This is a genomic window from Nonomuraea sp. NPDC000554, from assembly GCF_040300065.1.
In the GTDB taxonomy this organism is placed as follows: domain Bacteria; phylum Actinomycetota; class Actinomycetes; order Streptosporangiales; family Streptosporangiaceae; genus Nonomuraea.
In genome coordinates this window covers 82,139-94,572 of sequence record NZ_JBEPDC010000015.1, presented here as the reverse complement: position 1 = coordinate 94,572, position 12,434 = coordinate 82,139, and the positions used below count along the sequence as shown (strand labels likewise).

General features: G+C 71.1%; 13 protein-coding genes. 1 reads left to right on the top strand and 12 read right to left on the bottom strand.

The genetic code is table 11. From position 1 onward, the window contains the following. The first annotated feature begins 56 nt into the window (after positions 1-56). On the top strand, positions 57-1,319 hold the full coding sequence (gene aspS / locus ABT294_RS27160; protein WP_350809093.1) for an aspartate--tRNA(Asn) ligase: 1,263 nt from the start codon (positions 57-59) through the stop codon (positions 1,317-1,319). Between the two features lie 115 nt (positions 1,320-1,434). On the opposite strand, the gene ABT294_RS27155 is transcribed toward aspS, so the two are convergent. The 12 genes from ABT294_RS27155 to ABT294_RS27100 form a co-directional block, all read right to left on the bottom strand. After that, positions 1,435-3,099, bottom strand: a complete 1,665-nt coding sequence (locus ABT294_RS27155) for an MFS transporter (protein WP_350809092.1) — start codon at positions 3,097-3,099, stop codon at positions 1,435-1,437. Beyond that, positions 3,096-3,746 carry an LppX_LprAFG lipoprotein gene (locus tag ABT294_RS27150; RefSeq protein ID WP_350809091.1) on the bottom strand — a complete coding sequence of 217 codons (651 nt, stop codon included), beginning with the start codon at positions 3,744-3,746 and terminating at the stop codon, positions 3,096-3,098. Before ABT294_RS27150 ends, ABT294_RS27155 begins: the two co-directional genes overlap by 4 nt. A 60-nt stretch (positions 3,747-3,806) precedes the next feature. Further along, entirely contained in the window at positions 3,807-4,265 is a 459-nt protein-coding gene (locus ABT294_RS27145; protein WP_350809090.1) for a MarR family winged helix-turn-helix transcriptional regulator, read from the bottom strand. 70 nt (positions 4,266-4,335) lie between these two features. Continuing rightward, complete coding sequence (locus tag ABT294_RS27140; protein WP_350809089.1) at positions 4,336-4,512, bottom strand: hypothetical protein; 177 nt, start codon at positions 4,510-4,512, stop codon at positions 4,336-4,338. Positions 4,513-4,521: 9 nt separating this feature from the next. Then, entirely contained in the window at positions 4,522-5,106 is a 585-nt protein-coding gene (locus tag ABT294_RS27135) for a 4'-phosphopantetheinyl transferase family protein (protein ID WP_350809088.1), read from the bottom strand. An 18-nt stretch (positions 5,107-5,124) separates the two neighbouring features. Then, entirely contained in the window at positions 5,125-5,928 is an 804-nt protein-coding gene (locus ABT294_RS27130; RefSeq protein ID WP_350809087.1) for a hypothetical protein, read from the bottom strand. After that, positions 5,925-7,265: an MlaD family protein gene (locus ABT294_RS27125; RefSeq protein ID WP_350809086.1), complete on the bottom strand. Its 1,341-nt coding sequence runs from the start codon at positions 7,263-7,265 to the stop codon at positions 5,925-5,927. Before ABT294_RS27125 ends, ABT294_RS27130 begins: the two co-directional genes overlap by 4 nt. Continuing rightward, a complete protein-coding gene (locus ABT294_RS27120) occupies positions 7,262-8,290 on the bottom strand; it encodes an MCE family protein (RefSeq protein ID WP_350809085.1) in 1,029 nt (342 codons plus the stop codon). Before ABT294_RS27120 ends, ABT294_RS27125 begins: the two co-directional genes overlap by 4 nt. Continuing rightward, positions 8,287-9,315 carry an MCE family protein gene (locus ABT294_RS27115; protein WP_350809084.1) on the bottom strand — a complete coding sequence of 343 codons (1,029 nt, stop codon included), beginning with the start codon at positions 9,313-9,315 and terminating at the stop codon, positions 8,287-8,289. The genes ABT294_RS27120 and ABT294_RS27115 overlap by 4 nt, the downstream gene beginning before the upstream one ends. Next, positions 9,312-10,349: an MlaD family protein gene (locus ABT294_RS27110; RefSeq protein ID WP_350809083.1), complete on the bottom strand. Its 1,038-nt coding sequence runs from the start codon at positions 10,347-10,349 to the stop codon at positions 9,312-9,314. Before ABT294_RS27110 ends, ABT294_RS27115 begins: the two co-directional genes overlap by 4 nt. Then, the gene (locus tag ABT294_RS27105) at positions 10,349-11,407 is read right to left on the bottom strand and encodes an MCE family protein (protein ID WP_350809082.1); all 1,059 of its coding nucleotides are present in this window, start codon (positions 11,405-11,407) and stop codon (positions 10,349-10,351) included. The genes ABT294_RS27110 and ABT294_RS27105 overlap by 1 nt, the downstream gene beginning before the upstream one ends. Position 11,408: 1 nt before the next feature. After that, on the bottom strand, positions 11,409-12,428 hold the full coding sequence (locus ABT294_RS27100; RefSeq protein WP_350809081.1) for an MCE family protein: 1,020 nt from the start codon (positions 12,426-12,428) through the stop codon (positions 11,409-11,411). Between the last annotated feature and the right edge of the window lie 6 nt (positions 12,429-12,434).

Below are 12,434 nucleotides of genomic sequence, written 5' to 3'. Positions count from 1 at the left end.
GCTCCCTTCTCCCCCGCACTCCCAAGGGGTCATGCAATTCCTCAAGAGGAGCTGTGATGATCTCTCGTGTCATGTCGGCGGAGCTCGCTGAGCACGCCGGGCAACGAGTGACGATCGCCGGTTGGGTCCATCGCCGCCGGCTGCTGAAATCCGTGTCCTTCCTCGTCGTCAGAGACCGTTCCGGGCTGGCGCAGGCCGTCAGCCACGGCGACCTGCCCGCCGAGGAGAGCGTCGTCCGGGTCACCGGCACCGTGACGGCCAACCCGCAGGCGCCGGGCGGCGCCGAGCTGACCGCGCCGGAGGTCGAGGTCCTGGCGGAGCCCGTCCAGGGGCCGCCGTTCGAGCTGTATCGGCCGACGGTGCCGGCGGCGCTGCCCACGATCCTCGACCACGCGCCGGTCACGCTGCGCCACCCGCTGCTGAGGGCGCCACTGGAGATCGCCGCGGCCAGCGTGGCGGGGTTCAGGCAGGCGCTCGACGGCCTCGGGTTCACTGAGATCCACACGCCGAAGATCGTCGCGTCGGCCACCGAGTCGGGCGCGAACGTCTTCGGCATCGACTACTTCGGCCGTCCCGCCTACCTCGCCCAGTCGCCGCAGTTCTACAAGCAGGCGATGGTCGGGGTGTTCGAGCGGGTCTACGAGGTGGGGCCCGTCTTCCGCGCCGAGCCGCACGACACCGCCCGCCACCTGGCGCAGTACACGAGCCTCGACGCCGAGCTGGGCTTCGTCCGCGACCACCGGGACGTGATGGCCGTGCTGCGCGAGGCCGTGGCCGGGATGCTGGAGTCGGTGCGGCGGCAGGCCGCGGCGGCCGTGGCCGCCCTGGGCGTCGCGCTGCCGGACGTGCCCGCGGAGATCCCGGCCATCCACTTCACCGAGGCGCAGCGGCTCACCGGCGAGGACGAGCCCGACCTGTCTCCGGCCCAGGAACGGTGGCTGTCGGAGTGGGCGGTGCGGGAGCACGGCTCGGAGTTCCTGTTCGTCACCGGGTACCCGATGGCCAAACGTCCCTTCTACACGCATCCGGACCCGTCCAGGCCGGCCTACTCCAACGGGTTCGACCTGCTGTTCAGGGGCTTGGAGCTGGTGACGGGCGGGCAGCGGCTGCACCGCCACCAGGACTACCTGGACGCGCTGGCCGCCAGGGGAGAGCCTGCGGAGCCGTACGAGGGGTACCTGCAGGCGTTCGCGTACGGGATGCCGCCGCACGGCGGGTTCGCCATCGGGTTGGAACGCTGGACCGCCCGGCTGACGGGCGCGGCCAACGTCCGCCAGGCCACCCTCTTCCCGCGTGACCTGCACCGCCTCACGCCCTGAAACCCGCGGCCGCGTCACCCGCCGACCCGCCTGACCGGGCGGGCCGGCGGGTCGCGTGCCCGTGGCGATGCTTCCCACGTACGGAGACCGGGACGGGCGTTCGTCGAGTGACGCTCTACGGTGTGTGCCCGGCCGGCTCGGCGCGTCCGGGAACGAAGATCGCCACGGCGGCGGCGAGGACGCAGATGACCGCCGTGACCAGGAACATCTCGGTGTACTCGACATGCAGCGCGGCCCGCACCCGCGCCGTGTACTCCGCCAGCCGCCGGGCGTAGGTCACCGCGTCCACGCCGACCGGCAGCGGGGTGTCCAGGTGGGCCGTCAGCGACTGGAAGCGGTGGAAGCCCCACGCCGACACCCCGGCGATGCCGATCAGCATGCCCATCATCCGGGCCACCACGACCGCGGCCGAGGCCACGCCGTGCTGTGCGGGCGGGGTCACCCGCAGCACCGCCGCCGAGACCGGCGCGATCACCAGGCCCAGCCCCAGCCCGGCGACCACCAGGTCGACGTCCACCTGAAGACCGGCGCTCGCCAGGTCCAGCGGCCAGCGGCTCATCAGCGCGTACCCGGCGGCGGCGACCAACAGGCCCGCCACCGCCACCACGCGGTCGCCGAGCCGGCGAGCCAGCAGGCCGCCGAGCACCGCGCCGACCGGCAGCGCGAGCAGGAACCTCCCCAGGAGCAGGGACGCCTCCAGCGCCTCCATGTCGAGCAGCGTCTGCGCGGTGAACTGGACGAACACCATGGTCACCAGGAGCGCTGCCCCCGTCAGGAAGCTCACCGCCAGCGTCGCGAGCAGCGGCCCCTTGCGCGTCGCCGACAGGTCGAGCAGCCGGACCGGGCTGCGCACCTCCCACCAGACGAACCCGGCCCCCGCCAGCACCCCAGCGCCGATCATCGGCCACCCCCAGGGCGGCAGGACGGCCCTGGCGGGCTCAGGGTTGTACAGGCCGACCACCAGCAACGCCAGCGCCAGCGCCAGCAGCGCACCACCGACCCCGTCCACACCGCCGGCCCTGACGCGACCGGCGGCGTAACCGCCGACGCGGTCCACGCCACCGGGCGCTTGCCCCATCGGCGAGGGCATCTCAGGTCCGCAGTCTCCGGGTGTCTGGGAGGAAGTGAGGGTTGGAGGTGCCGCGGGAGGTGAGGTGGGGGCGTCGGGAGGTGGTGGTGCGAGGTGGGGTGGGGGGACGGTGTGGTGGACGGCGAGAGCGGCGAGCCCCGCCAGCGGAACGTTGATCCAGAAGATGGCGTGCCAGCCCCCCACCTCCACTCCCAGCACCGAGAGGCCCGGCGTCAACGCCAGCAGTCCGCCGTACAACGGCCCGAGAGCGCTGCCCAGCTCCTGGGCGGCCCCCACCGCCCCCAGCGCCAGCGGACGCTCGCGCACGTCCCACAGGTCGCCGATGAGGGCCATCGTGATCGGCAGCAGCGCGCCCCCCGCGATGCCCTGGAGCGTCCGACCGCCCACGACCATGGGCTCCGAGGCCGCCAGCGCCGTCAGGACCGAGCCGAGCGCGAACGCCCCCAGGCAGGCGTGGATCAGCGGACGCCTGCCGTACCGGTCGGACAGCTGCCCGAGCAGCGGCATCGCGGCGACGTACCCCAGCAGGAAGCCCGTCACCACGGGAGTGACCCGTTCCAGCCGGTTCAGCGCGATGTCCAGGTCCTCGGCGATGTCGATCAGGACGGTCACGACCACGTACGCGTCGAGCGCGGCGAGCAGGACCACCGCCCCGCCGACGCCGAGCGCGACCCGGCGGGCGCGCCTCATCCGGCGGGGGGCGGCGTGACCGTGACGGGCACGTCGTAGTCGCGCAGGGTCACCGTGACGGTGCCGTCCTGCAGCGGCAGGCTGACCTTGGTGAGCCTGCTGGACGCCGTGTCGACCCAGACCGTGGCGTTGACGCCCTGCGTGACCCCGGGCACCAGCGTGCCGAGCACCTGCCCGGAGAAGGTCGTGGCGACCCGGTACGCGCCGTCCTCCTCGGCCTCGACGCGCGGGTCGGTGGCCGAGGCGAGGAGGTGCGCGAGACCCTTGCCGGGGTCGAGGATCAGCGACGGGTCGTAGATCTGCGCCAGGTCCTTCCTGGTCATCTTCTGGAAGCCGCCGGTCGGCCCCCTGAAGTGGACGGTGTCGCCGACCAGCGCGAAGGTGATCTCCTGCAGCCCGCCCAGTGGCAGGTCGATGGTGATCGTGCCGTCGCCGTCGCCCGCGGCGGTCAGCCTGCCGTCGGCCTTCTTCACCGGCACCTTGGGCTTGCCGTCGGTGGAGATGGAGAACGCGGCGCTCTTCACCGCCTTCATCGCCTCGGCCGACTTCTTCATCAGGTCAGGCCCGGCGGGCAGCTCGCCCCCGCCCCCTGACGAGCAAGCTGACACCAACGCGAAAACGAGGAGCAGCAGCAGCTTTCGGAGCATGCGGGGATGGTAACGAGCGGCCGGGAACGATCGTGAGCCGTCGCAGGTATCGGTTGGGTGTCAGCGCAACTTCTTCAGCTGCTCGACGATCGGCTCGAAGGCGGCCTGGAGCGCCTCGAGCTGGTCGTCGGTGAGCCGGTCGACGAAGTGCTCGCGGACGCTCGCGACATGGTACGGCGCCACCCGCTCGATGGTCTCCCAGCCTTCGCGAGTGAGCACGGCGAACGTGCCGCGCCGGTCGTCGCGGCAGTCTTCCCTGGTGACCAGGCCCTTGGCCTCCATGCGGGAGATCTGGTGCGACAGCCTGCTGCGCGACTGGATGGTCGCGTCGGCCAGGTCGCTCATCCGCATCCGGCGTTCCGGGCTCTCGGAGAGGTTGACCAGGATCTCGTAGTCGTTCACGGACAGCCCGTGCTCCTGCAGCTCGCGGTCGAGGCGGTGCATGAGGAGCCTGTGCAGGGCGAGATGGGTTCGCCAGGCACGCTGCTCAGCGGGAGAAAGCCAGCGAGGCGCGCTCATGATCTCCAATCTAGCGCACGTAGAGTGCCTTGCGGCCGGACCTTCTCGCCCCACGCGGGCCCCGCAGCGTCTAGCTGAACGCCATGACGATCGCCAACCCGACGAAGTGGACGACCACGACGGCCACGATCAGCGAGACGAACACGAACTTGGCCGGGCCATGTTCGAAAGTCTTGCCCTCTTCAAGAGGCTTGCGTGCGGCCACGCGCTCGGCGATGCGCTCCTCGAGGGGCTTGCGATAGAACATACCCACAGGCTATCCGGGAACAGGCACCCTGGCGGCTGGGGCATCGGTGATAACGGCCACTACAATGTCCGGCTCGACGCTCCACTCCAGCAGGTGAGAGCGCGTCCAGTCATAGTCGGCGGCCATCGCGTCGATGGTCAGCTCGCCGCGCTTGATCAGCGCCTCCTTCCGCGTCCAGAGCCTGATCAGGTCGTCGTTGCCGGTGACCGTGGCGCGCTCGCGGGGGGTGAGCGCCACCGCGGCCAGTGCCTCGTCCAGCGGGCCGGGCGGCACGCGTTCCGCGTCCACGCCGACGCGGCCGGGGCCCGCCGCCGCGCAGACGTACCCGCGCGTGTGGCTGAGGCTGACGCTCACCTGCGGGAATCCCTCCAGGTACGGCCTGCCGTGACCAGGGCCGTGCTCGTCGCAGTGCTGCAACAGCGTCAGCCCGGACGCTTCCGCGCCGAGGAAGGCGGCGGCGCAGAGCCGCACCAGCAGGTGGGCCGCGACGAACGACTGCCGGTCGGCCTCGTGCCTGAAACGGGCGGCGCGCTCGCGCTCGACGGCCGTCAGCCAGCCGATCGGGGCGTTGATCTCGTCGGGCCTGCCGCCCATGGTCACCGGGTGAATGGGTCAGTCCTGTTTCTTGCCGTCGAGCTTGTACTGGTCTTCCTTGGCCGCACCGAGGACGGTCACGTCGTTGATCTTCCAGACGCCCTGCTGCTTCACCAGCGTGATCTTAAGGTGGGAGTCCTTCACGGAGCGAATCGCCTGGGCGGTGTTGACCTGCTGGTCCACCACGACGATGGCGTGGGCCAGGGCGTCGTCCACGTCCGAGAGGTAGACCTCGCGGACCGTGGCGTGCGAGACGGCCTTGAGCTTGACGATGACCTGGGCCATCGCGCCGCCGAACGCCTCGTCGTAGGTGGCCAGGAAGTCGCCCGTGGCCTGCGAGATCACGGTCGAGCGGGTGGCCTGCAGGTTCTGGTAGTCGTAGCTGAGCAGGGCCTGGCCGAACGAGCTCGCCGCGCCCGAGACCTCCACGCGCAGGGCCCGCTCGGCCTCCAGCCTGGCCAGCGCGTCCCGGGCCTGGGAGGCCGACATCCACTGCAGGACGGCCGTCGCCGCCAGCGCGGCCGCGACCATCGCCGCCAGCGCTCCCAGGACGCGGGCCCGGGTGAACCCGGCCCGCCTCCCCGCGGCGGCCCCCTCGCCCGCCGCGGAGGCGGTCTTGTCCGACGCCGAAACGGCGTCGTCCGCCGCGGAGGCGGCCGCGTCCTGCGTGGCAGGTCGCGTCGCGGGCTCGGACGGGTCCTGGGCGGCGGGTGGCGTCGCGGGCTCGGCCGTGTCCCGCGCGAGGGGCCGCTCCTCGGGTTCGGGCGCCGGTTCCGGCCGTTCTGCCGTGGTCTCCTCGGCGAGGTCCTGCTTGGTCGTCATGGGTTCTCCTCACGGCGGCGGGCGGCCCGGCCCGCCGCGATCCAGCCCGCGATGCCACCACCGGCCACGACGGCGAGGAAGATCGCCACGATCAGCGGCGTGGTGCTCAGGGGGGTACGGGACGCGGCCGCGGTGGCGGCCACGCCGGTGGGGGAGGGCGAGGCGGCGTCGGGCTTCGACGCGGACCTCGCGGGGGTGGAGGTCGGCCTGGCCGCGGCGTCCACGCGGCCCCGATCGGGGACGCCCGTGTCGTGCGGGGCGTCGGACGGGTCGTCGGTGGCGGCGGGGGCGTGCTTGGGGCAGGCGCGCAGGCGCGGCACCGTGGGCGGCCCGACCGGCCCCGCGTACTCTTCGGCCGGTTTCGGCCCGCCCGGGACGCTGAAGATGAACGCCGCCTTGCCGTACACGGTGTCGCCTCGCCTGTCGCTGATGTCGTCCGTCAGGCTCAGCGCGGTCGGGACGATGCTCAGCAGGTGGTGCACGTTCCGCTCGGTCTCCGGTGAGAAGACCGGTTTGTGCGGCAGCCCGGCGGCGGTCAGCAGGCAGGAGAAGCCCGGCCTGGACCGCTTGATGGCCTGGTCGAGCTGGGCGAACACGCCCGGCCCCTGGTCGAGGAAGGCGTTCAGGTCGGCGCGCGACTCCCGGAGCGTGCCCGTCACCGTGCTGAGGTCGGTGATGCCGGAGGCCAGCTTGTCCTTCCTGCCCGCCAGCGTGTGGGTGAGCCGGGTGAGCTGCACCGACAGGTCGTCCAGCAGCTGCGCGTTGTCGGCCAGCGTGCCGGTCAGGTCGTGGGCGTCGTCGATGATGCCCCTGATGGACGGCGCCCGGCCCTCCAGCGCCACCGCCAGCTCGTGCGTGATCGTCTTGGCGTCCTTGGGCGGCACCGCGTTGAGCAGCTTGCCGACCCCCTCGAACAGCTTCTTGTAGTCCAGCGGGACACTGGTTCTGGACAGCGGGATCACCTGGCCGGGCGCGAGCGACGGGCCGTTCACGCCGGTCGCGGGCGGCGACAGCTCCACGTACGGCTCGCCGATCGCGGACTTGCGCCGCACCTCCGCGGTGACGCCGCCGGGCAGCCTGATCTCCTTGTCGATGTCCAGGCCGACGACGATCTTGCCGGTCGCCAGCCGCACGTCCCCGATCTTGCCGACGCGGACGCCCAGGTAGGCGACGTCGAAGCCGCGGATCAGGCCGGGGGAGGAGACGAACTCGGCCGAGACCCGGTAGGGCTTGGTGATCGCGTCCAGCTTGATGATCGTGCTGAACGCCCAGACCGTCATCACGACGCCCAGCGCCACGAAGAAGCCGAGGTTCAGGTAGATGCGGCGGTTCCTCATCGTGGCGGCTCCCAGAGCAGGCGGAAGTCCTCCAGGCGGTTGGGCAGCGGGCCGACCTTGAGATCGTCCGGGAGGATCCCCTTGCTCTTCTTGGGCAGCAGCAGGCCCTTCAGCCACAGGTAGATCAGCACCTGGCCGTTGACCGTGATCGGCGGCGCGTCGATGAACGCCTGGATCTTGGCGACCAGCGCCTTGAGGTCCTCCTTGCCGCGCACCATCGACGTGCTGATCGCGTCCAGCTCGCGCAGCAGGGTCCGCAGCCGGGCGGCGTGCCGCGGGTAGACCGTGAGGTTGGCCTCCTTGGCCAGGTTCGTCAGCGCGACGATGGCCTTCTTGACGTGCCCGCGGCCGTGCGCCAGCCGCGCGGTCGCCGCCTCCAGGGTGCCGGGCAGCCTGTCGAGCTGGTCGCTGCCCTTGGCGAGCTGGTCGCCCAGTTTGGCCAGGGCGTCGATGCTGGTCGCCATGTCCTGGCGGGCCGCCGCGTAGGCGTCGGTGACCTCGGCGGTCTGCCTGATCAGCTTGTTGAGGTCGTCGCCCTTGCCCGCGACCGCGGTGGAGGCCGCGTCGAGGAGGGAGTTGACGTCCTGCGCGCCGAGCGCCTCGATCAGCGGGCCCGCCTTCGCGGTGACCTGCTCGATGTCCGGTTCCACGGACGTCTCGATGATCGTGGCGCCGCTCTTCAGGTACGGGCCCGTCGACAGGTCCTTGCCGGCCGGCGGGGTCAGCTCGACGTAGTTCTCGCCGAGCACCGACGTCTTGGCCACGGTCGCGGTGCTTCCCACGGGCACCGGGTGGCCGTCCTCGATCGACATGGTGACCCTGGCCTGGTAGCCCTGCAGCCGGATGTCGGTGACCGTGCCGACGCGCACGTCGGCGATCTGCACGCTGTGCCCGGCGACCAGGCTCTGCACGTCGTCGAAGGTGGCGTTGAGCGTCAGGTCGCCGGTGGCGGAGCCGAGCGTCTGGAGCGAGCAGGACGCCGTGATGCCCAGCGCCAGCAGCCCCGACAGGACGCGCGCCCTCATCGTGTCTTCTTCCGCTGGAAGGGGCAGTTGCTGAGCCCGGCCGGCAGGCACGGCACCGAGCCCAGGTTCAGCGAGTCGAACAGCGGCGTCAGCCAGGCTCTGGTCGTCGCGTCGAGCACCACGCGGATCTTCAGCACGTGCTGCTCCCTGTCCCAGGAGTCGATCAGGACGTCGGCGAAGTCGGCCGCGCCCTTGACCGCCTGCGCCATCGACGCGCTGTTGGCCCTGACCGTGAGCACCAGCTCGGCCAGCGTGCTGGTCGCCTGGGGCAGCCGTTCCGAGTACGCCTCGATGATCACGTCGCCGCGCCGGACGAAGTCCGCCATGCCCGAGATGAACCCGCGCAGCCGTCTGCGCTCCTCGGCCAGGATGGCGCTGGCCTCGGCGAAGGAGTCGATGGCGCCTGTCACCTGGCCCTCCCGCCTGTTCAGGCTGGTGGCCAGCTTGTTCAGGCCCTTGGCCAGGTCGATGAGCTGCTGGTCCTGCTTGGTCAGCGTGTCGGTGAGCCTGGCCGTGTCGGCCAGCGCGTTGTTGATGGTCCTGCCGCGTCCTCTGACGCTGTCGGCCAGGTTGCCCGCCACCTTGCCCAGCTTCTTGTCGTCGAGCGCCTCGGTCAGCTTGGTGAACGCGTCGAGGGCGTCGTCGATCTCGACCGGCAGGTCGGTCCGCTCGAGCGGGATGGTCGCGCCCGGCGCGATCCGCTGGTCGCCGGGCTTCCACGGCGGGTAGAGCACCACGTTCCGCTCGCCGAGCGTGTTCTGCGGGGCGACGACCGCCTTGACGTCGGCGGGCAGCGGCACCTCGCGGTCGACCGACAGCTCGACCCGTACCCGGTCGCCCTCGATCCTGATCCGCTCGACGTAGCCGGCGTCCAGCCCCATCACCTTCACCCGCGCCTGCTCGTACAGCGAGGGCGCCTTGCTGAAGATCGCGGTGAGCCGGTACGGCTCGGCGCCGAGCAGCGTGCACCCGCCGCTCGCCACCAGCAGGGTTCCGGCCAGGAGGACCGCGAGCAGTCGTCTCATCGCTCGCCCTTCCTGTCCTTCGCGGTGTCCCTGGAAAGGGCTCCCAGCACTTCTGGGTCGATCGGCCCGAGGCCCGTGGCGATGGCCTCCAGCCACGGGCCCTGGCCGCCCATCGTGGACATGCCGGAGAACGTCGGGCCCGCCCACGCCAGCAGCGAGTTGAGCTGCTTGTTGCCGTCGCTCAGCCTGGTAGTGATCGCGCTGTTGTCGTCGAGCACCCGCACCAGCGACTTCTCGTGCTCGTTGATCAGCCGGGTGGTGCTCTGCACCAGGTCGCTGCCGTCGCCGAGCAGGGTGCGCAGCTCGTTGCGGCGGCTGCGCAGCTCGTTCAGCATGACCTCGATGGCGTCGATGAGCCTGCCGAGCTGCTTGTCCTTCCGTTCCAGCACCTTCATGATCCGGGAGCCGTTGTCGAGGAGTCTCTGCAGGTCGGGCTCGCTCTTGCTGATGGTGTCGGACAGGTCGCCGATGTTCTTCAGCAGCCTGGTGATGCGTCCCCGCTTGGTGGTGTCGATCTTGCTCAGCTCGTTCAGCAGGTTGTCCGCCTGCTTGGTGTCCAGCCGCTGGACGAGCTTGGTGGCGTCCTTGAGCGCGTCGTTGATCAGCGTGGGCACGCCGGTCCGCTCGACCGGGATGCGCCGCTGGCTCTCGGGCAGCTGGTCGACGTACGGGGCCGAGACGGGCCCGGTCAGCTTGACGTACCGGCCGCCGAGCAGGTTCGACAGCGTGATGTCGGCCCTGGTGGAGCGGCCGAGCCGGACGTCGCTGTCGACCTTCCAGGTCACGACCACGTTGCCCTGGCCGTAGTCGGCCCGCACCTCGGTCACCTTGCCGACCCGCACCCCGGCGACGCGCACGTCGTTGCCTGTCCGCAGCCCGCCCGAGTCGACGAACGTGCCGGACATGGAGTAACCGCCCTCCAGCAGCCCCAGGTTGCCGACCAGGAACGTCGCCACCAGGACGGTCCCCAGCGCGGCCAGCGACACCAGGCCGACGGCGATCTTGTTGCGGTCGCGGAAGGACTTCGCCGCCATCACTCACCCACCATGAGCTTGCGCAGGTCCTTCGAGCTCTGGATCCGCGTGCTGCCACGCAGCGGCGGCGGCGTCTTCATCGGGTACGGGCACGGCGCGGCGTTCAGCGCGACGCATGGCACCGCGGTGACGAAGTAGTGGCCGCGGTCGACGCTGGAGTAGGCGCGGGCGAACAGCGGCTGGAAGGTGCCGACCGTTCTGTCGATCTCGCCGACGTGCCGCCTGATGCCGCCCGTCAGGCTCGACAGGTGGTCCACCAGCGTGCCCAGCTCGTCGGCGTTCTTCCCGATGACCTCGTTGGACGTGTGCACGGTGGTCGTCAGCTCGACGAGCGCGTCATCGACGAGCTTGCGGTTGTCGGCGAACGCCTCGGAGAGCACGACCAGGTTGTCGACCAGCTGCTCGATCTGCTTGTCGCGCCGGGCCACCACCCCGGTGACCGTGGCGTAGTCCTTCAGCAGTCGCTGGATCGTCTGCTTGCGCTCGTTGAGTGTGCCGGTGATGTCGTTGACGTTGTCGAGCAGCCTGGGGATGTTCTTGTCGTTGCCCTTGAGCGCCTTGGCCGCGGCGGTGAGCAGCTGGTTGATCTGGTCGGGGTCGAGGCTGCGGGTCAGCGGGCCGATGTCGCTCACCAGCTCGCCGATGTCCACCACCGAGGAGGTGCGGGCGATGCGGGCGCCGGGTGCCAGCCTGCCGGACGCGGTGCCGGGGACCAGGTAGACCACCCGCTGGCCGACGGCGTTGCGCCAGCGGATGGCCGCCTCGGTGTCCTCGGGGACCCGGACCGCGTCCTGCACCTCCATCGTCACCTCGGCCCTGCCGTTCACCACCTTGATGGAGTCGACCTGGCCCGCCGGCGCGCCGGCGATCTTGACCTGGTCGCCCTCGTTGAGGCCCGACACGTCGTCGAAGGTGGCCGTGAGCAGGTAGCCGCCGCCCGTGCTGACCCTGGCGATCTGGAACGTGATGACCACGATGAGCGTCACCGTCGCCCCGATGAACAGGACGAAACGCAGGAGCGTCCAGCGGCGGGCGGCGCGCTCCCTGGAGATGGCCACGTCAGCGCCTCCCGTCCGTGGGGCCGCAGGATCCGACGACCAGCTCGCAGATGTCGGTCGCGACGAACGCCTCCACCTGCAGCTGCCGGGTCCCGCCGGGGCCCGGCGCCTCGATCAGCTGGTTGAGCAGGTCCACCAGCTTGTTCAGGCCGCGTACGCCGTCGCCGGCCAGGCCGAGCTGCGCGTAGATGAGCGCCGCCACCCGCTCGCCCGAGTGGACGCCCGCCCGCAGGTCCTGCCGGTGCTTGCGCAGGCCGTGCGCGCCCAGGTCGGAGATGGAGGTGACCTCCTGGAGCAGCGCCCTGACCTTGTCGGCCCGCTTGAGCAGGTCGGGGGTGATGACGTTGACGTCCGAGGCGATCGACACCAGCTCGTCGCCCTTGTCGGACAGCGCGGTGGACAGCGCGGCGCCGTCGCGGAGGAACTGCCTGGCGCGCTCCCGCTGCCTGTGGGCGACCCCGATCACGGTGCCGGAGTCGTCGATGAGCTCGCGTAACGCGGGCCCTTCGCCGTCGAGCCCCCTGGCCAGGGTGTGCACGATGGCGGAGACCTCGTGCGGGTCCACCGCGTCCAGGCCCCGGTAGGCGGCGCCGAGCGTGTCGGACAGGTCGAGCGGGTCCTGCGTGTCGGTGATGACGGCGCCGGCGGCCAGGTAGGGGCCGGCGCTCTCGCCCGGGCCGAGTTTGAGGTTGACGTACTTGGGGCCGAACACCGACGCGGGCTCGACCGCTGCCACCGTGCTCTGTGGCACCTTGACGCCGGGCCGCAGGTGCATGGTCACCACGGCGTGGCCCTTGCCGTCCAGGGACACGCCGGTCACGTCGCCCACCGTGATGCCGCGGATCTTGACGGGCGAGTTGGTGTCCAGGCCCTGCCCGGCGTGGCCGAAGACGGCGTCGATGCGCGTCCCGCTGATCTCGGTGGCGGAGCGCACCACGAAGAACGTCGTCGCGACGAACACCACGACCACGGCGAGCGCGATGCCCAGCCGGACCGGCAGCGAGAGCTCGGTGCGTCCCATCGCTCG

What these genes read in the sequence shown, in the direction of transcription:
- ABT294_RS27135 (WP_350809088.1), bottom strand. Translation starts at nt 5,106, where the DNA reads ATGGGCGGCAGGCCCGACGAGATCAACGCCCCGATCGGCTGGCTGACG.
- ABT294_RS27145 (WP_350809090.1), bottom strand. Translation starts at nt 4,265, where the DNA reads ATGAGCGCGCCTCGCTGGCTTTCTCCCGCTGAGCAGCGTGCCTGGCGA.
- ABT294_RS27110 (WP_350809083.1), bottom strand. Translation starts at nt 10,349, where the DNA reads ATGGCGGCGAAGTCCTTCCGCGACCGCAACAAGATCGCCGTCGGCCTG.
- ABT294_RS27115 (WP_350809084.1), bottom strand. Translation starts at nt 9,315, where the DNA reads ATGAGACGACTGCTCGCGGTCCTCCTGGCCGGAACCCTGCTGGTGGCG.
- ABT294_RS27100 (WP_350809081.1), bottom strand. Translation starts at nt 12,428, where the DNA reads ATGGGACGCACCGAGCTCTCGCTGCCGGTCCGGCTGGGCATCGCGCTC.
- ABT294_RS27130 (WP_350809087.1), bottom strand. Translation starts at nt 5,928, where the DNA reads ATGACGACCAAGCAGGACCTCGCCGAGGAGACCACGGCAGAACGGCCG.
- ABT294_RS27140 (WP_350809089.1), bottom strand. Translation starts at nt 4,512, where the DNA reads ATGTTCTATCGCAAGCCCCTCGAGGAGCGCATCGCCGAGCGCGTGGCC.
- ABT294_RS27150 (WP_350809091.1), bottom strand. Translation starts at nt 3,746, where the DNA reads ATGCTCCGAAAGCTGCTGCTGCTCCTCGTTTTCGCGTTGGTGTCAGCT.
- aspS (WP_350809093.1), top strand. Translation starts at nt 57, where the DNA reads ATGATCTCTCGTGTCATGTCGGCGGAGCTCGCTGAGCACGCCGGGCAA.
- ABT294_RS27155 (WP_350809092.1), bottom strand. Translation starts at nt 3,099, where the DNA reads ATGAGGCGCGCCCGCCGGGTCGCGCTCGGCGTCGGCGGGGCGGTGGTC.
- ABT294_RS27125 (WP_350809086.1), bottom strand. Translation starts at nt 7,265, where the DNA reads ATGAGGAACCGCCGCATCTACCTGAACCTCGGCTTCTTCGTGGCGCTG.
- ABT294_RS27120 (WP_350809085.1), bottom strand. Translation starts at nt 8,290, where the DNA reads ATGAGGGCGCGCGTCCTGTCGGGGCTGCTGGCGCTGGGCATCACGGCG.